The sequence below is a fragment of the Kitasatospora sp. NPDC091276 genome, from assembly GCF_040684355.1.
Classification (GTDB): Bacteria; Actinomycetota; Actinomycetes; order Streptomycetales; family Streptomycetaceae; genus Kitasatospora.
In genome coordinates, this window is record NZ_JBFBFU010000053.1 from 1 (window position 1) to 17,175 (window position 17,175).

Below are 17,175 nucleotides of genomic sequence, written 5' to 3' on the forward strand. Positions count from 1 at the left end.
GCCCTCGGCATGCCCAACATCCGACGGCAGCTCCGCGACCTTCGACACAGGGATCACCCCAGATCAGCCGACGCGAACCGAAACACGGAGGCTAGTGCCAATACCAGTGACTTAAGGATCTTGACTGGTAGGCTGCCTGCCCAGGAGGTGCCTGGATGCCACGCCCTGGGCAGGTGAAGCCGGCGACGGACGAGCGGCTGTCGGATCGGATCGCGATCGGACTGCTGACACGGACGTTCCCACCGGAGTTGGTGGACCGGATTGTGGAGGAGACCGGGAAGTCCGGGCAGCGCCAGCGGCTATTGCCGCCCCGAGTGGTCGTCTACTTCGTCCTGGCGATGTGCCTGTTCTCCGGGCAGGGCTATGAAGAGGTTGCCCGTCTGCTGACCGAGGGCCTGGCCTGGGCCAGGCGCTGGTCGGGCTCGTGGCAGGTGCCGACCACCGCGGCGATCTCGCGTGCCCGGGTCAAGCTTGGGCCGGAGCCACTGAGGGCGCTGTTCGCCGAGGTGGCCAGGCCTCTGGCGACGCCATCGACTTCCGGTGCCTGGTACAGGAGTTGGCGTGTGATGGCGATCGACGGAACGACCTTCGACGTCCCCGACAGCGAGGAGAACGCTGCCCGGTTCGGTCGTCCGAAGACGCACCGAGGCGAGCGGTCGGCCTTCCCGCAGGTCCGATTGGTCGTGTTGGCCGAGTGCGGCACACACGCGATCACCCATGCGACGCTCGGACCGTTCACCACCGCCGAACCGGTGCTTGCCCGTGAGCTTTTCGGCGCCCTGGGACGGGGTGACCTCCTCCTGGCCGACCGTGGCTTCGCGGGCCTGGACCTGTGGCGGGCGGCCTCGGCCGGCGGCGCGGACCTGCTGTGGCGCATCAGGTCCCACTCCGTGCTGCCCGTCCGGAAGGAACTGCCCGATGGTTCGTATCTCTCGGACATCGTGGCCGCCCGCGACCACCGCAAACGCGCTGATCCCACCGTGGTGCGGGTCATCGAGTACACCCTGGACGACCCAGGTCGCGCTGCCCAGAGTGCCCCCTACCGGCTGATCACCAGCGTCCTCGACCACGAGGCCGCCCCTGCAACGGAGCTGGCGGCCCTTTACAACGAGCGATGGGAGATCGAGACCGCCCTCGACGAGCTCAAGACCCACCAGCGCGGCCCCGCCCAGGTCCTGCGCTCCCGCTCGCCAGAAGGCGTCGAACAGGAGGTCTGGGGCCACCTGCTCGTGCACCACGCCATCCGCTCGCTCATGCACGACAGCGCGCACCAGGCGGACGTCGACACCGACCGGCTCTCATTCACCCGCACCCTCCGCCTCGCACGACGCCAGGTCGCAGCGCAGGCGGCCTTTTCCCCCTGACCGCCTGGCCACGGCCATAGCGGGTGGCGTCCGAGAAATAGCCGAACGACTCCTGCCCGTCCGCCGCAAACGCTCCAACCCCCGCGTCGTCAAGCGCAAGATGTCCAACTTCGGCGTCAAGCGCAGCGAACACCGATCCTGGCCCCAGCCCACCCGCGACCCCGCCGAAGCAGTCACCATCGCACCGCACTACAGGACGGCACCGATCAACCCTCCGGCCAAAGCACCGAAGGCCTGAGACTCTTAAGTCACTGGTATTGAGGCTAGTGCTCCACCGACCGCTCGCTCACCCGCAGCGCGGTAGCGAGCTCCCGGTTCTTCTCCCCGTCCTCGACGCGTTCCACGGTCTGCCGCCGGATCTGCTCCCGCGTGGCCCTCTCGGCGTCGGTCAACCCTCGGCCCTGCGCGTATCTCACAGCTCAGGGCTACTGGAACCATCCGGAAGCTGTCAGGTAAATGGATCCGACATCACGCTTTCAGGTTCAGCAGTCCCTCGGGACGAGGGTGTTCTCGCTGGTCCGGCCGGCGGCGAAGTCGTCGATGTTGCGGGCGGTGGCGTCGATGATCTGGCCGACGGCGGTGTGGGTGAAGTAGGCCTGGTGGCTGGTGACGAGGACCTGGGGGAAGGTGACGAGGCGGGCGAGGACGTCGTCGGTGATGCCTTCGATGGAGCGGTCGGTGAAGAAGACGCCGGTCTCCTCCTCGTAGACGTCGAGGCCGACGCCGGACAGGCGCCCGGCGCGCAGGGTCTCGACGAGGGAGGCGCTGTCGATGAGGCCGCCGCGGCTGGAGTTGACGAGGATGGCGTCGTCCTTCATCCGGGCCAGCGCGGCGGCGTCGATCAGGTGGTGGGTGGCGGGGAGCAGGGGGACGTGGAGGCTGATGAGGTCGGCGCGGGTGAGGAGTTCGGGCAGTTCGGTGTAGGTCATGCCGAGGTCGAGGCAGGCCGGGTTCCGGGCGATGTCCCAGCCGAGCAGTTCGGTGCCGAAGCCGGCCGCGATGCGGGTGAAGCACTCGCCGATCTTGCCGGTGCCGATGACGCCGACCGTCATCCCGTGGACGTCCCGGCCGAGCAGGCCGTCGAGGCGGAAGTCGAACTCGCGGCTGCGCCCAGCGGCCCGGACGATCCGGCGGTTGACGGCCAGGGCCAGCGTCCAGGCGTGTTCGGCGACGGCGTAGGGACTGTAGTAGGAGACGCGGGCGACGGTGAGGCCGAGGTCGGCGGCGGCGTCGAGGTCGATGTTGTTGAAGCCGGTGGAGCGTTGGGCGATCAGCTCGGTGCCGCCGGCGGCGAGGACGGTGAGGGTCTCGGCGTCGAGGACGGCGTTGACGCTGCTGCTGACGGCCGGGTAGCCGGCGGCGAGTGGGGCGGTGTCGCGGTTGAGGAACATGCTCAGGCAGCGCAGCCCGTGCCGGTCGGCGAAGGCCTGTTCCAGCAGCGGCCGTTCGTCGGCCTGCACCCCGTACGCGAGGATCTCCATCGGTTGCCCTTCCGCGAGTGGTCCGCTTCACCGGCCACGCTAGCGGGGCCGTCGCGGGGGCGCCCGTCGGACGCACGATGGCCCGGACCGGTAGCGGTCCGGGCCATCGACGGGGTGGGGGAGGTCAGATGACCGTCTCCGCCTCCAGGTAGCGCTCCTGCGGGACGGTCTTCAGCTCGGCGACGGCCTCGGCGATCGGCACCAGGTTGATGTCGGTGCCCTGCAGCGCGGTGATGTGCCCGAACGCGCCCTTGTGGACGGCCTCGACGGCGTGCCAGCCGAAGCGGGTGGCGAGCACCCGGTCGTACGCGGTCGGGGTGCCGCCGCGCTGGGTGTGGCCGAGGATCACCGGGCGGGCCTCCTTGCCGAGTCGGTGCTCCAGCTCGCGGGAGAGCTGGGTGGCGATGCCGGTGAACCGCTCGTGGCCGTAGATGTCCTTGGTGCCCTCTTCCCAGTGCATGGTGCCGGGCTCGGGCTTGGCGCCCTCGGCGCAGACCACGATGGCGAACTTCTTCTGCCGGTCGAAGCGTTCGCGGACGACGGCGGTCAGCTTGTCGATGTGGAACGGCCGCTCCGGGACGACGATGGCGTGCGCGCCGGCCGCCATGCCCGCGTTGAGCGCGATCCAGCCGGTGTGCCGGCCCATGACCTCGACGACCATGACCCGCTGGTGGGATTCGGCGGTGGTCTTCAGCCGGTCCAGCGCCTCGGTGGCGACCGAGACGGCGGTGTCGAAGCCGAAGGTGACGTCGGTGGAGGCGATGTCGTTGTCGATGGTCTTCGGGACGCCGACCACCGGCAGTCCGGCGTCGCTCATCAGCTTGGCGGCCTTCAGGGTGCCCTCGCCGCCGATCGGGATCACCGCGTCGATGCCGAGGTCCGCGCACAGTCGCTTGGCGCGCTCGACGCCGTCGCGCAGGTGGCTGGGCTGGACCCGGGACGAGCCGAGGATCGTGCCGCCCTGGGCCAGGATGCCGCTCACCGAGTCGAGGGTGAGCGGCCGGTGGACGCCCTCCAGGAGACCGCGCCAGCCGTCCTGGAAACCGATGATCTCGTCGCCGTGGTCGACCACCCCCCGGTGGACCACGGAACGGATCACCGCGTTCAGGCCGGGGCAGTCACCGCCGCTGGTCAGCACTCCGATACGCATTAGCTTTGCAACTCCCGAGCAGAACCGAGGAACGGCCGGACTACAGGCTGGGACGACGAGCCGTCACCGTAGCGGGGCGCTCCCACGCCGGAGTGGCGGGGAGGTGGCCGCGGGGTGAAGGACCGGCCGATCCGGACAGAACGCCCGAAAACGGCCGCGAAGTCGAGCATACGGCCCCTGGTCCGGCCGGGCAGGAGCCGACGCGGGAGCGGCGCCGTCGGCGCCCCCGCGCGGAAAGTGCAGCCTGCTGCCGAGGAGGGTGTGCAGTAGGCAGCCCCATTGTGGTACGTCCGGGGCCGCCCCTGAACCGGGTGACCGCATCGCGGGCACCCGGGCGTCGGGGCGGACGGACGTACTACGCGGGGCGCGTCGTGGCGGCGATGCGCTCGGCGCGCAGCGCGTCGTACCAGGTGGTGTCGGCCGGCGGCAGGGCGTTGACGTCCAGCGCCAGCTTGATCAGCATGTCGGCCACGGCGGGGTTGCGGGCCAGCACCGGGCCGTGCAGGTAGGTGCCGAACACGGTGTCCCGCCAGGCGCCCTCGGTGCCGTCGCCGGTGCCGTTGCCCCGGCCGGCGACCACGGTGGCCAGCGGCTGGACGCCCTGGCCGAGGTGGGTGACGCCCTGGTGGTTCTCGAAGCCGGTCAGCTGCGGCAGGCCGAGGCGCGGGTCGACGTCGGCGAGGACGTCGCCGACGCAGCGGGCGCCGTCGCCGCGGGTGGTCCAGACGTCGAGCAGGCCGAGGCCCGGCTCGCGCTCGCCGAGGTCGTTGACGAACTCGTGGCCCATGATCTGGAAGCCCGCGCAGACGCCGAAGATGATCGCGCCGTTCTCGGAGGCCCGGATCAGGCCGCTGTCGTTGCGCAGCCGCTCGGCGGCGAGCCGCTGCGGACGGTCCTCGCCGCCGCCGATCAGGTAGATGTCGCCGCTGGTGGGGACCGCCTGGTCGGAACGGACGTCGATCCGGGTCACGTTGAGATGGCGCTGGCGGGCCCGGCGCTCCACGACCAGGGCGTTGCCACGGTCGCCGTAGGTGCTGAGCAGGTCCGGGTAGACCCAGACCACGCGCAGGCTGCTCTCACTCATCCTCGAAGGCCTTCCGTCACGATCAGATGGGGCTGCAGGCGCGGCATCAGCCGGCCACGACCTTCCGCAGCTGCTGGAAGGCGGTGTAGTTGGCGATGGCCTCGATCCGGCCGGGCGGGGCCATCCGGACGGCCTGCTCCAGCGTGTCCACCACGTGGAACTGCAGTCCGGCGACCTCCAGGCGGACGGCCAGGTCCAGCTTGCGCTGCCCCATCACGAACACCGGGTGCCCGGCGAGGCGCTCGTAGTCGACGTCCCACAGCCAGGAGGTGTCCGTGCCGTCGGCGTCGAGCGCGTTGACGGACAGGATCACCGGCGCGGGCGGGCCGTCGATCAGCGAGAAGGTCTCCAGCCAGCCGGCCGGGTTCTTGGCCAGCAGCAGCCGGATGTCCCGGCCCTGGTACTGGACCACGTCGTAGCGGCCGGCCACGGCCGTGACCGAGCGCATCCGCTCCAGCGCGACCTGCGGGGAGACGCCGAACACGGCGGCGACGGCGGCCGAGCTGGTGGCGTTGGCCAGGTTGGCCCGGCCGGGCAGCTGGAGCTGGATCGGCCAGGCGCCGCGCTGCGGGTCGATCACGTGGGTGCCCTGGAGCGCCCAGTGCGGGTTGGGGCGCCGGAAGCCGCACTCCTGGCAGAACCAGTCGTCGCCGGGGCGCTGCATCACACCGCCGCAGGCGGGGCAGGACCAGGCGTCCTCCTTCCAGGCCTGCCCGGCGGCCACCCAGACCACCTTCTTGCAGGACGAGGCGGCCCAGGTCACCAGCGGGTCGTCGGCGTTGGCGATGACCACGGCCTCGGTGTCCTGAAGGCCCTCGCGCCACTTCTCGGCCATCATCCGGGTCTCGGCGGCGCGGTCGAGCTGGTCGCGGGAGAGGTTGAGCAGGGCGATCGCCTTGGGGCGGGTGTCGCGGGCGACGCCCGCCAGGTACTTCTCGTCGACCTCGATCACGCCGAAGCGGGCGTCCGAGCCACCGGCCAGGGCGGAGGTGATGCCGGCCGGCATGTTGGCGCCCAGGGCGTTGGAGACCACCGGGCCGGCGGCGCGCAGCGCCTCGGCGATCAGGCGGGTCGTGGTGGTCTTTCCGTTGGTGGCGCTGACCAGGACGACGTCGAGGTGGTCGGCGAGGGTGGCGAGCAGGTCGGGGTCGAGCCTCAGGGCGACCTTGCCGCCGATCACCGAGCCGCTTCCGCGTCCGGCCTTGCGGGACACGGCGGCAGCGACCCGACCGGCCGTGACCGCGATCTTGGCGCGGGCCGGCAGCGAGGCGTCGCGTGCGCCTGTGGGCTCCGATTCGGTGCCTGCCATGCTCAGTGGTTCCTCCTTGCTGCGGCACCACCCGGGTCCGAATCAACGGGCCGTCGGGCGGCGGGGACGGGGCCAGCCTACCGACTCCGCCGCCCGGCTCGATGATCCGGACCCCAGGCAGCCTGCTGCGACACGGCCGGAGGCGCCGCCTCGGGCGTCCTGACGGGTCGTCGGGGAAGACGGTGTACGGAGGGGGCCTTCGCTGCTTGGGACGCTCTCCGGGCTCTCGGGGTTCCGGGTGAGGATGTGGTGAAGGAAAGATCAGCGGCCCGGGCGGGCGCAGGAGACCGGCTCGTCCGCGGCCAGCGTGGCGGTGATCACCAGGGTGCCGTCCTCGGCCCGGAAGTCCAGCGGCGCGGCCAGCCGGCGCATCGCGGTGATCAGCCCGGTGTTGGAGGCGTGGGTCACCGCGTACACGGTCGTGACACCGGCCGCCCGGGCCGCCGCCGACAGCTGCCGCAGCAGGGCCGGGCCGAGTCCGCGCCGCTGCCAGGCGTCCTCGACCAGCACCGCCAGCTCCGCCTCGTCGTCGTCCCACATCAGGTGCCCGAGGGCGACGATCCGCCCGTCGGCGGCCGTCGCGGCGAGGCTGTGGCCGTGCCGGGCGTCCAGCAGGTGGTCCAGGTAGCGGCCGGCGTCGCGGACCGGCCCGTGGTAGCGCAGCCGCAGCGAGGCGGGGGAGCAGCGGAGGTGCATCGCCAGGGCCGCGGCCCGGTCGGCCGGTCCGGCGGGGCGCAGCGTCAGCGCCGTCCCGTCCGCCAGCGTCAGCCGGGACGGAGCCTCCCGGTCCGGGTCCGTCACGGCTCGCGGCCGGTCGACCGGGGGGTGCGGGCGGGCGGACCGCAACGGGCCCCCGGTGAGCGCGGGCAGCCGGGCGGCCTGGCCCTCGGGCGCCGCGCACCTGCGGTCGGACCTGCGGAAAGGCCGGTGCCAGAGCCGTTCGGGGCGAGTGCGTGATGCCGTCATGCCGCCGACGCTACCGACGCCGCGCTTCCGGCCGGTTACGTGATCGTGAACGCAGGAATGACCTGGGCGGTTCCGGAGCGTGACCATGTTTCGGGGGCCCGACCGGGCCCGACCGGGCTCGGCCGGGCTCGGGCACCGGGGTGGCCGACGGGCCCGGGGCGATCGCCCGGCCCCGACCTGACCATTGACCTGGACACGCTCACGGATGGCGCAGAATCCGGGAACGGGTGAGCCCCTTCGGATAGGGATGGCTCGGCTTTTCGCCGATCCCACCTCCCCCGAAGGGGCTCACATGTCCTTCCCGTCGTCCTTCCTGAAGAAGTCCGCCCTCGCCCTCGTGCAGCGGTCCGTACTGGGCGTGGCGTGCTGCGCACTGCTGCTGGCCGCGCCGATCGCCCTCGCCCAGCCGGCCGCCGCCGCCGACGGGCCCAAGACGCCCCAGGAGGCTGCCGCCTGCAAGGCTGTCGTCTCCACGCTGCTCGGCGGCTTCGGGTCGATGCTCGCGAACTCGGCGTGCGTCGTCCAGCCGAGCGACAGCTGAGCGGCGACTGAGCGGCGGCCGTACGGGGGCCGCCCTCAGGCCCCGGCCGCCGTGTGGCAGCCGCTGCTCCGGCGGCTGCCACACGGCGGCCATGTCTCACGGCTGCGGTCGAGCGGTCAGGGGTGGGACGGGTCGTCGGGCAGGGTGAGGGTGGCGAGGGCGCCGCCGTCGGGGTGGTTGGTGAAGGTGAGGCCGGCGCCGATGACGCGGGCGTGGCCGGTGGCGATGGTGAGGCCGAGGCCGTGGCCGCGTCCGCGTTCGGGGGCGTTGGTGCGGAAGCGCTGGGGGCCGCGGGCGAGGAGGTCGTCGGGGTAGCCGGGGCCGTGGTCGCGGACGGTGATCCGGTGGCCGTCGACGTGCAGCCGGATCGGCGCGGTGCCGTGCCGGTGGGCGTTGATCAGCAGGTTGCCGAGGATGCGGTCGAGGCGGCGCAGGTCGGTGCGGACCTGGCGGTCGGCGGCCACGTCCACGTCGACCTCCAGGCCGGTGAGCGTGACGGTGCGGCGCACCGCCCGCTCCAGCGGGACGGGGGCGAAGTCCGGGATCTCGGCGTCGGCGTCGAGGCGGGAGACCTCCAGCAGGTCCTCGACCAGCGAGCGCAGGGCCTGTACCCGGTTCTGGACGAGCTGGGTGGGGCGGCCGGGCGGGAGCAGCTCGGCCGCGGTGACCAGGCCGGTGAGCGGGGTGCGCAGTTCGTGGGCGACGTCCGCCGTGAAGCGCTGCTCGTCCTCCAGCCGCTGGTGCAGGGTGCGGGACATCAGGTCGACGGCGGCGGCGAGGTCGGCGACCTCGTCCTTCCCGTCGACGAGCTCGCCGATCCGGGTGTCCGTCCGGCCGGCGGCGATGCCCCGGGCGGCCGTCGCCGCGGTGCGCAGTCGGCGGCTGATCCGATCGGCGACCAGGACGCCGGCCAGGACCGTGGTGAAGACCGCGGCGACGACGGTGATCAGGATGATCCGGTCGAGGTCGGCGATCGCCTGCCGGTCCTGGGTGAAGTCCACCCGGACGGAGAGCACCCCGGTCTGGACCGGTCGGGCCGCCCACATCGACTCGCCCTGCGGACCGCCGGCGAGCAGCGAGCCCTCGCGGCCGCCGGCCGCGAGCGTCCGCAGCCCCTCGGGCAGCGCCGGGTCGTCCAGGGCGAACCGGTCGGTGACCTCGCCGCGCTTGTAGGTGTCCACGGCCGAGCCGAGCGCGGCGAGCGCGGCGGCGCGGGCCTGGTCCACGTGCTGACGGATCATCGCCTGGTGGACCAGCAGGCCGACGGCCACCGCCACCAGGACGGCGATGGCGGCGACGGCGGTGGCGATCTGACGGCGCAGGGTCATGCCGGACGCCGCAGCTTGTAGCCGAACCCGCGGACGGTCTCGATCCGGCCGGAGCCGATCTTGGCGCGCAGCCGCTGCACGTGGACGTCCACCACCCGGGTGTCGGCGCCCCAGTCGTAGTCCCAGACGCGTTCCAGCAGGGTGGAGCGCTCCAGCACGATGCCGGGCGCGGCGGTGAACTCCAGCAGCAGCCGCAGCTCGGTGGGGGTGAGCGGGACGAGGTGGCCGTCGACGCGCACCTCCATGCTGTCGGTGTCCACCTGCATGCCGTCGAAGCTGCGCAGCGCGGGGGAGGGGGCGTCCGTGGGAACGGCGGTGACGGGGACGGCGGTGGCGGGAACGGCAGCAGGCGCTGCGACGGGGACGGCGGGGTCCACCGGCTCCTCGGGCAGCGCGGGTTCGGCCGGGACCACCCGCACCCGGCGCAGTACGGTGCGGATCCGGGCGACCAGCACGGCGCTCTCGAAGGGCTTGACGACGTAGTCGTCCGCCCCGGCCTCCAGACCGGACACCACGTCGACCGGGTCGGTGCGCGCCGACATCATCAGGATCGGCAGCTGGCTCTCCTCCCGGATCCGGCGGCAGAGGCCGACCCCGTCGAGGAGCGGCAGCATGACGTCCAGCAGGAGGAGGTCGGGGCGCACGGCGTGGAAGGCCTCCAGGCCCTCCAGGCCGTCGGCGGCCGTGGTGACCGGGAAGCCGTAGCGCTCCAGGGCCATCCGGGTGGCCTCCCGGATCACCTCGTCGTCCTCGACGAGCAGGATGTGCGGGTGGGCGGGCGCGGCTGGGGGGTTCATGGCTTCGCTTCCGAGGGAGCCGAGGGCGGGCGGATGGGGACCGGGACGGCCGTCCTCGGGGAGGAGACGCCCGCGCCGGCGCCCGGCTCGGGTATGGCGGGCTTCGGTTGGGCGGATGCGCGGCCGTCGTGCGGGGAGACGGCGGGGCCGGCGCTGGGCGTGCTGGTGGGCGTCTGTGCGCTGCCGTTCGCGGGTCCGCCGCCCGGGCCGGCGATCGGGCCGGTGTCCTCGACCTTCCGCTCCAGCAGGCCGAGCCGGACGCCGTCCCACTGGTAGTGGCTGCTGGTCCGGACGAACGCGCCGGTGGGCTCGTAGAGCCACAGGTCGGATCCCACGGTCGCGGCGCTGAACCCCTTCAGCACCTCGACCTGGAGGATGGGCAGCAGCCGGTCGTCGGCCAGCAGGTAGACGTGCAGGACCACGGGCCCGGGGGTGACGACGGCGACGACCAGTTCGTCCCGCCCGTCGCCGGTGAGGTCACGGAACTCGGGGCTGCGGATGTCGCAGGCGGGGCAGGAGTCCAGGGCGCGCCGCTCCTCCGGGCCCACCGTGGAGTCCTTGGCGAGCACCGTGCGGACGTCGACCGTCCTGATGTCGTGCCCGGGGACGGTCACGTCCGGGACGGGTTGCGGCGCGGCCTGCGTGGCGGCCCCGGCTCCGGTGGCGGGAGGGCGCGGCGGCGGGGAGGCCGCCAGGTCGGGCCAGAGCGGCTGGGCCACCAGCGGCGGTGCCACCGGCTGGGTGGCGCCGTGGTCCTGGAGCCCGCCGGGGGTGGCACGGCCGAGGGCCAGGGCCGCGAGCGTCACGAGGACGGCCAGGGCGGCGAGGGCCGCCACCGGCACGGCGACGGGCCGGCGGCGGGGTGGGGATGCTGCTGCCACGGTCGGTGCTCGTCCTCCTGGTCTGCGGCGATGCGCCGGTTCGTCCCCGCACCGGCTTCGGTGGTAGGTCGCGTGGACGGCGGTCGGTGGTTCCCGTCCCGCCGTCCCGGCCGCCGCGCCGGTTCGACAGTCGAAACGACCCGACGGCCGGGACGACCGGGGCGGCGCGGCGGCTTCAGCCGGTCGCGCCGCCCGGACCGGCCAGGTCCGCCAGGACGATGATGTTGTCCGTCCAGTGCCCGTCCGAGCCGATCCGCCCGCCGCAGGTGATGAGCCTGAGAGCGGGCTCGGGAGTGTCACCGTAGACCGTTTCGGTCGGGAAGCGGTCCTTGGCGGCCTGGAGCAGCGAGCGGACCTTGAAGTCCACGGTGCTGCCGTCCGCGCGCCGCACCTGGATCAGGTCGCCCGGCCGCAGCTTCGGCACGCCGTGGAAGACCGCCGGGCCGTGCGCGGTGTCGTAGTGCCCGATGAGGACGGCGGGGCCGGCCTCCCCGGGCGTCGGCCCGTTGCGGTACCAGCCGACCTCGTCGGCCCGGTCGGCGGCCGGCACTTCTACTGTCCCGTCGGGGTTCAGCCCGAGGCCGGTCACCGGGGCGTCCACCCCGGCGGCCGGGACCAGCAGCCGGGTCGGCGCCGAGGCGGCGAACGGCTTCGGCGCACCGGCCGGGCTCCCGGCGGTCCCTGTGGTCCCCGCGGTTCCGGGGCCTCCCGAGGGCGCGGCCGCCGGGTTGTCGGTACTGCCGTGCACCGAGGGCTCGACCCGCACCACCGGGGTCTGCTGGCCGGACAACGCCACGGTGGTGCCCAGGACCAGGCAGGCCAGGCCCGCCGCACCGAACGCCGTCCGGCGCAGTGTGCCCGGGCCGGGGGAGGCCTTGCGGCGCCGCCGGCTGCGGCCACCGCGCGGGCGGCCGTGGCGGGCCGGCCCGTCGGCGCCGGGCGTGCTGTCGGGCTGCCCGCCGCCCGCCGGGGCCCCGGTACCCACCGGGCCCCCGGCGCCGCCTCCCCGCCCGGTCAAGGGCGGGGGAACGGCGCCGGGGTGCCCGGCGGACTCGGGGCCGGTGTCAGCCGCGCGCACCGGAGCGGCGGCGCAGCATCGCGAAGCCCAGCGCACCGGCGCCGACGGCCGCGACGGCCCCGCCACCGGCCAGCATCAGGCCGTTGCTGTCGGTCTCGCCGGATCCGTCGCCGGCCTGGGCCGCGCCCTTGGGCACCTCACGGACCTGGGCCTTGCCGTCACTGGAGACCCCGGCGCCACCGGCGGCGGGCTGTGCCGTGGGCGCGCCACTGACGACGGGCTGCGCGCTGGGCTTCGCGGTGGGCGTGACAGCGGCGTCCTTGCCCGCGACCGAGGGGGCGGCCGGGGCCGGCCGGGCCGGGCTGGGAGTCGAGGTGGGGGTGGCCGACACGCCGGCACCCGCAGCAGGCGTGGCGGACGGGGTCCCGTCGGCGAAGGCCTGTCCGCCGGTGACGACGGTCAGCAGCGCGCCGCCGGTCAGGGCGCAGACGGCCAGCACGCGGCGGGCGGGGGAGCGGTGGGTACGGCTCCTGCTCATACGGTGTTCTCCTTCGTCATGGACGCCTCCCGGCCGGGGCGGCCGGTGCGTCGTCCATGACGGTAGGAGGCCCGTGTCGCGGTCCCCGGCCGGTCGTGTCACGGCCGCCCATCGGCTGCGTAACGAACCCCGGGGCCCGTTGCGGCCGGGGTGGCGGCGGCGGTGCCTGCGCAGTGGGAGGCCGTCCGGTTGACGCCGCGTCGGGTCGTGGGGGTAACCCCCCTCCCGGCCCGGGGGGCCGCTCCATGGCCCGGGGCCGCGGGCCCGGCCACACTGGCTGCGGTTCGAACAGCGTGGTGGTAGGCCCCAGTTCCGGGGTGGTGGTGGGCGCCGCGAGCAGAGCGCCGGCCGACCGCGCGACGCGCACCGTGCACGTGATGCCGTCCCACCTCCAGCCGATCGGGGTCACCGATGACCAGTACCGCCGCCCGCGCCGCGACCGCCCCCGCCCCGACGAGCAGGAGGGGAGGGCGCGTCCGCTGGACCGTCGTCCTGCTGACCTCGCTCGCGATCGTCGGGTACGCCGTGGGGACGTACGCCCAGGCCGGCCTGCCCATCACCGCGTCGAAGGGCGGCGTGTCCGCCACCTACGCCGAGCGCCCGACGGCCGTCCAAGTCACCTTCTACGTCCACATCGTGACGGCCGCGCTGGCGCTGCTGGTCGGCCCGTTCCAGTTCTCCACCGCGCTGCGCCGGCGATCCCCCGCCGTCCACCGCTGGACCGGCCGCGTCTACGTCTTCGGGGTCGCGGTGGGATCCCTGGCCGCGTTCGTCATGGCGTTCTTCAACTCGGCCGCCTTCAACGGCTTCTTCGGCTTCGGTGGGCTCGCCCTGCTCTGGGCCTGGACCACCTGGCGCGGTTACCGCGCCGTCCGTGACCGTGACCTGCCGAGCCACCGCGCCTGGATGATCCGCAGCTTCGCCCTCACCTACGCCGCCGTCACCCTCCGGTCCTGGCTCGGCGTCCTCATCCTCCTCCAGACGCTCACCGCCCAGGGGCACGTCGACGGCGAGCGCTTCTTCGACAACGCCTACGCCGCCGTCCCGTTCCTCAGCTGGCTGCCCAACCTGATAGTCGCCGAATTCCTCATCCGCCGCCGGGGCCTGCCCGCCTACCGTCTCACTCCGGCCGCCCCGCGGTCCTGAGCCGGACGCGGCGGGCCGGCTCGCGGGAGGGGCGTCGAACCCCCTCCTGCGGAGCGGTATTGGGGAGCCCGCCGCGTCGCCGTGGTCGCGCCGCGGTCAGCCGATGCGGGTGGGGGTGTCGAGGAGGGGGTGGCCGGCGGTGGCGAGGAGGGTGGTGAGGTCGGTGGGGGTGAGGGTGTGGGGGGCGCGGAGGTAGAGCTCGTCGACGGTGGTGCCGGGGAGGGGGTGGGGCTGGCGGGAGAGGACGGCGACGTGCTGGTCGGCCAGGGCGGTGTGGACGCGGGCCAGGCCGTCGGGGGTGCTGCGGGCGGCGGTGCGGACGCGCCACAGGGCCGTCGGGGGCGCGGGGGAGTGGGGGTGGTGGCGCTGGGACCACCAGGTGTGGAAGAGGGCGGTGGAGAGGAGGGCGAGGGCGGCGGCGGCGAGGACCACCGGGCCGTCGGGGCCGCGGACGACGATCTTGGCGACCAGGTCGGCCGCGGTGACCGAGACGAAGACGGCGGCGAGTTCGACGCTGTCGCGGCGCCAACGGTGGGTACCGGCGCCGCGTCGTCGGGCCCGGGGGAGGGTGGGCGTCGGCTGCATGGTCGGGTGCTCCGTGTGCTCCGTCTGCTCCATGACAGCACCCTGCCCGACGGGTGTTTCCTGTCCACGAACCCGCCGTGACCTGGTGGTTAAGGTCGCCGGGCCCGCGTTACGGTTGCAGGTCCGCGGCCGCCGCCTTGACCTCCGCGAGCAGGAGCTCCAGGTCGGCCTCGGTGGTGGCGGCGTTGAGCAGGCAGGCCCGGAGCATCTCGCGGTCGCCGAGACGGGCTCCGGTGACGAAGACCCGGCCGCGCCGCTGGACGGCGGCGGGGAGTTCGCGGTTGAGGGCGTCGACGATGGCCTCGTCGTGCCCGGGGGTGCGGTGGCGGAACGCGACGATGGAGGTCTGGACCTCGGCCAGCAGCTCCAACTCCCGGTCTGTCTCGATCAGTTCACCGAGTCGGCGGGCGATGGCGGTGCAGCGGGCGATGTCCTGGGCGATGCCGTCGCGGCCCTTGTGGGCGATGGTGGCCCAGACCTTGAGCGCGCGGAACGGGCGGGTCTGCTCGGTGCCGTACTCGGAGAACCAGCCGAGCGCGCCGGCCGCCTCGTCGCGCAGGTAGGAGGGGACGAGGCTGAAGGTGGCGCGCAGTTCCTCGGTGTCGCGCACCAGCGCGCAGCCGCAGTCGACGGGCACGCCCAGCCACTTGTGCGGGTCGAGGGCGAGGGAGTCGGCGCGCTCCAGGCCGGCGTAGCGGTGGGCGATGGCCGGGTCGAGCCTGCCGAAGGCCCCGTACGCGCCGTCGACGTGCAGCCACAGGCGCTGCTCGGCGCAGAGGTCGGCGATCGGGTCGAAGTCGTCGACGGCGCCGGTGCCGACGGTTCCGGCCGAGGCGACGACCAGGAAGGGCAGCAGTCCGGCGGCCCGGTCGCGTTCGACGGCGGCCCGCAGTTCGGCGGGGTCGAGGCGGCCGTCCGGCCCGGTGGCGACGGTGCGCAGGTGCCGGCTGCCGAGGCCGAGGAGCTCGGCGGCCTTGCGGACGCAGGAGTGGGTCTCGCCGGTGACGTAGCCGACCAGCGGCGGCAGGCCGGCCAGCCCGTCCTCGCGGACGTCCCAGCCGGCCCGGCGGGCGGCGCGGTTGCGGGCGGCGGCCAGGCACACGATGGTGGCCATCGAGGTGCCGGAGGTGAGCAGGCCGCCGCCGGCCGGGTGCGGGAAGCCGACGAGTTCGGCGATCCAGCGGACCACGGCGCGTTCCAGGTGGACGTCGGCGTGGTCGCCGCCGGCCGAGCTGGGGTTCATGGCGGAGGCGGCGAGGGTGGCGAGGACTCCGGCGGGGGCGGGGGCGGAGTTGACCCAGCCGAAGAAGCGGGGGTGGCCGTTGCCCATCGGGTGGGGGAGGACGTCCTGCCCGATGGCGGTGAGGAGGTCGGCGAGCGGGCGGCCGGCGGCGGGCAGCGGGGCGTCGAGCAGGGCCCGGCGGGCGGTGTCGTCCATCGGCTGCCAGACCGGGCGCCCGGGCAGTTCGACGAGGTAGTCGGAGACGAGGTCGGCGGCGGTGTGCGCGGCGGCGCGGAAGTCCTCGGTGGTCATGATGGCGGCTCTCCGGGGGCGGGGGAGGCGCGGCGTCCTCGGCGCACCCTGATCGTCCGGTCCGGTGGACCGGTCGGCCGATCCTACGGAAAGGGCCCGCGCCGTGCGGCGCGGGCCCTCCAGGTGAGACGGGGCGGTCGGTCCCGGTGGGACGGGCGAGGTCAGTCGAGCGAGCTGGACAGGCCGCCGGCGGAGCGGCAGTAGCCCTGCATCTCCCTGTCGGTGATCTTGGCGCAGAGCCGGCCGGCCGCGCCGTCGTCGGTGTAGTTCACCGTGTAGTAGCTGACCAGGCCCTCGGCGCAGGCCTTGCGCTGCCAGCCGTCGGCGGCGGTGCCGCACTGCTGGGCGGCCCAGTCCTCGCGGTCGAGGTTGTACTTCATCGTCCGCGAGCCGACGCCGCGGCTGCAGTCGGTCGCCCCGCCGCTGGCCTTGCCGTTGAGGCACCACTTGAGGGCGTCGGCGTAGACCTCGGGGTGGTTCGGGTAGTCGTGCGAGGAGAGGTAGAAGGTCGGGGCGTAGAAGAAGCACGCGGACTGGAACAGGGCCGGCTGGTCCTTGCACGGGTACAGCGGGTCCTGGGCGAGCTTGTCGGCGGGCAGGTTCGCCTTGGCCTTCTCGTCCTCCTCGTCCGGGCCGAAGAGCTGCATGAACAGTCCTTCGGAACAGCGGATCTTGTTCTGGTCGCTGGGGAACTTGCTGCACAGCTCGCGCGCCTTGGGGACGTCCTGCTTGGCGACGAACATGGTGCCGTGGCCGACGCCGTGGATGCACGGGCCGGTGTTCTTGGGCGCGCAGAGCTTGAGCAGGTCCACCTCGGGCTGGGCGGAGGCGTTGAGCATCTCCTCGACCGCGCCGTGCAGGTAGCCGGCCGCGCAGGTCTCGTGCGGGAAGGAGATGACCTTCTGGAAGTCGGCGTTGAAGCGCTTGACCGCCGCGTGGCCGAGCTCGTGCGCGATCGGGTGGCAGAAGCGCACGGTGTACGGCTTCTCCTTGGTGATCTTGTCGAGGTCGGCGAGCGCGACGCCGGGGTCGCTGGCGTCCATCTCGGCCATCAGCTTGTTGCGCAGCGTCGAGCGGGTCCACACCGCCGGGTCGCCGGTCGGGGTGGCGCTCGCGGCCGCCGGCGCGACGCCGGGCGCGGCGGCGCCGGAGCCCGCGGTGGCGGCCGGGGTCGTCGCCACGGTGGCGGTCGCGGGCGACCAGTCGGTGACGGCCACCGACCCGAGGCCCAGGACGCCCAGGAGCAGGGCGGTGAGAATCGCGAATACCCGCGGTTGCATGAGGTGATCCCCCGGCGGATCGAGGTGGACGGTTCGCTCCCATCCTGACGGCACGCCGGCGGGAATCCGCGTTATCGCCCGCCATTCGGGAGGTGTCGGCGACGCTACCGCACCGTCCGACGCCCGGGCGCGGCGGGTTGGTTCCGGATGATCACCCGGGATTCGTCACCCGG

17 protein-coding genes are annotated in these 17,175 nt (G+C 73.7%); 3 read left to right on the top strand and 14 right to left on the bottom strand.

Going from position 1 to position 17,175, the window contains the following annotated elements; all coding sequences use genetic code 11:
* Window positions 1–155: 155 nt before the first annotated feature.
* Window positions 156–1,364 (top strand): IS4 family transposase, encoded by a 1,209-nt coding sequence (locus AB0O19_RS36690; protein ID WP_363625920.1) that lies wholly within the window; start codon window positions 156–158, stop codon window positions 1,362–1,364.
* Between the two features lie 263 nt (window positions 1,365–1,627).
* On the opposite strand, the gene AB0O19_RS36695 is transcribed toward AB0O19_RS36690, so the two are convergent.
* The 6 genes from AB0O19_RS36695 to AB0O19_RS36720 all read right to left on the bottom strand — a co-directional run bounded on the left by AB0O19_RS36695 (window position 1,628) and on the right by AB0O19_RS36720 (window position 7,354).
* The gene (locus AB0O19_RS36695; protein WP_363625922.1) at window positions 1,628–1,756 is read right to left on the bottom strand and encodes a hypothetical protein; all 129 of its coding nucleotides are present in this window, start codon (window positions 1,754–1,756) and stop codon (window positions 1,628–1,630) included.
* A 90-nt stretch (window positions 1,757–1,846) separates the two neighbouring features.
* Entirely contained in the window at window positions 1,847–2,845 is a 999-nt protein-coding gene (locus AB0O19_RS36700; RefSeq protein ID WP_363625924.1) for a 2-hydroxyacid dehydrogenase, read from the bottom strand.
* A gap of 124 nt (window positions 2,846–2,969) precedes the next feature.
* Window positions 2,970–3,995 carry a 6-phosphofructokinase gene (locus AB0O19_RS36705; RefSeq protein ID WP_350886672.1) on the bottom strand — a complete coding sequence of 342 codons (1,026 nt, stop codon included), beginning with the start codon at window positions 3,993–3,995 and terminating at the stop codon, window positions 2,970–2,972.
* A gap of 355 nt (window positions 3,996–4,350) precedes the next feature.
* Window positions 4,351–5,079 carry a glutamine amidotransferase gene (locus AB0O19_RS36710; RefSeq protein ID WP_363589322.1) on the bottom strand — a complete coding sequence of 243 codons (729 nt, stop codon included), beginning with the start codon at window positions 5,077–5,079 and terminating at the stop codon, window positions 4,351–4,353.
* Between the two features lie 46 nt (window positions 5,080–5,125).
* Window positions 5,126–6,388, bottom strand: coding sequence for a MurT ligase domain-containing protein (locus tag AB0O19_RS36715; protein WP_350886666.1), 1,263 nt, complete (start codon window positions 6,386–6,388; stop codon window positions 5,126–5,128).
* 261 nt (window positions 6,389–6,649) lie between these two features.
* Window positions 6,650–7,354, bottom strand: coding sequence for a GNAT family N-acetyltransferase (locus AB0O19_RS36720; RefSeq protein WP_363625926.1), 705 nt, complete (start codon window positions 7,352–7,354; stop codon window positions 6,650–6,652).
* 292 nt (window positions 7,355–7,646) lie between these two features.
* Between AB0O19_RS36720 and AB0O19_RS36725 the strand changes: the two genes are divergently transcribed.
* The gene (locus AB0O19_RS36725) at window positions 7,647–7,895 is read left to right on the top strand and encodes a hypothetical protein (protein ID WP_363625927.1); all 249 of its coding nucleotides are present in this window, start codon (window positions 7,647–7,649) and stop codon (window positions 7,893–7,895) included.
* Between the two features lie 116 nt (window positions 7,896–8,011).
* Here the strand turns inward: AB0O19_RS36725 and AB0O19_RS36730 are convergent, their stop codons facing one another.
* From AB0O19_RS36730 to AB0O19_RS36750, 5 genes are all read right to left on the bottom strand, one after another.
* Window positions 8,012–9,223, bottom strand: a complete 1,212-nt coding sequence (locus AB0O19_RS36730; RefSeq protein WP_363625929.1) for a HAMP domain-containing sensor histidine kinase — start codon at window positions 9,221–9,223, stop codon at window positions 8,012–8,014.
* Window positions 9,220–10,020: a response regulator transcription factor gene (locus AB0O19_RS36735; RefSeq protein ID WP_363625931.1), complete on the bottom strand. Its 801-nt coding sequence runs from the start codon at window positions 10,018–10,020 to the stop codon at window positions 9,220–9,222. Before AB0O19_RS36735 ends, AB0O19_RS36730 begins: the two co-directional genes overlap by 4 nt.
* Window positions 10,017–10,901 (bottom strand): hypothetical protein, encoded by an 885-nt coding sequence (locus AB0O19_RS36740; RefSeq protein WP_363625933.1) that lies wholly within the window; start codon window positions 10,899–10,901, stop codon window positions 10,017–10,019. Before AB0O19_RS36740 ends, AB0O19_RS36735 begins: the two co-directional genes overlap by 4 nt.
* 175 nt (window positions 10,902–11,076) lie before the next feature.
* Entirely contained in the window at window positions 11,077–11,886 is an 810-nt protein-coding gene (locus AB0O19_RS36745; RefSeq protein WP_363625935.1) for a class F sortase, read from the bottom strand.
* A gap of 79 nt (window positions 11,887–11,965) precedes the next feature.
* Window positions 11,966–12,457, bottom strand: a complete 492-nt coding sequence (locus AB0O19_RS36750; protein ID WP_363625937.1) for a hypothetical protein — start codon at window positions 12,455–12,457, stop codon at window positions 11,966–11,968.
* Between the two features lie 411 nt (window positions 12,458–12,868).
* Between AB0O19_RS36750 and AB0O19_RS36755 the strand changes: the two genes are divergently transcribed.
* The gene (locus tag AB0O19_RS36755) at window positions 12,869–13,603 is read left to right on the top strand and encodes a DUF2306 domain-containing protein (RefSeq protein WP_363625939.1); all 735 of its coding nucleotides are present in this window, start codon (window positions 12,869–12,871) and stop codon (window positions 13,601–13,603) included.
* Window positions 13,604–13,699: 96 nt separating this feature from the next.
* Here AB0O19_RS36755 and AB0O19_RS36760 read toward each other — a convergent pair whose 3' ends face one another.
* The 3 genes from AB0O19_RS36760 to AB0O19_RS36770 form a co-directional block, all read right to left on the bottom strand.
* A complete protein-coding gene (locus tag AB0O19_RS36760) occupies window positions 13,700–14,221 on the bottom strand; it encodes a hypothetical protein (protein WP_363625941.1) in 522 nt (173 codons plus the stop codon).
* Window positions 14,222–14,297: 76 nt separating this feature from the next.
* A complete protein-coding gene (locus tag AB0O19_RS36765) occupies window positions 14,298–15,722 on the bottom strand; it encodes a pyridoxal-dependent decarboxylase (RefSeq protein ID WP_363625943.1) in 1,425 nt (474 codons plus the stop codon).
* A 161-nt stretch (window positions 15,723–15,883) separates the two neighbouring features.
* Window positions 15,884–17,002: a hypothetical protein gene (locus AB0O19_RS36770; RefSeq protein ID WP_363625945.1), complete on the bottom strand. Its 1,119-nt coding sequence runs from the start codon at window positions 17,000–17,002 to the stop codon at window positions 15,884–15,886.
* Window positions 17,003–17,175 lie beyond the last annotated feature (173 nt).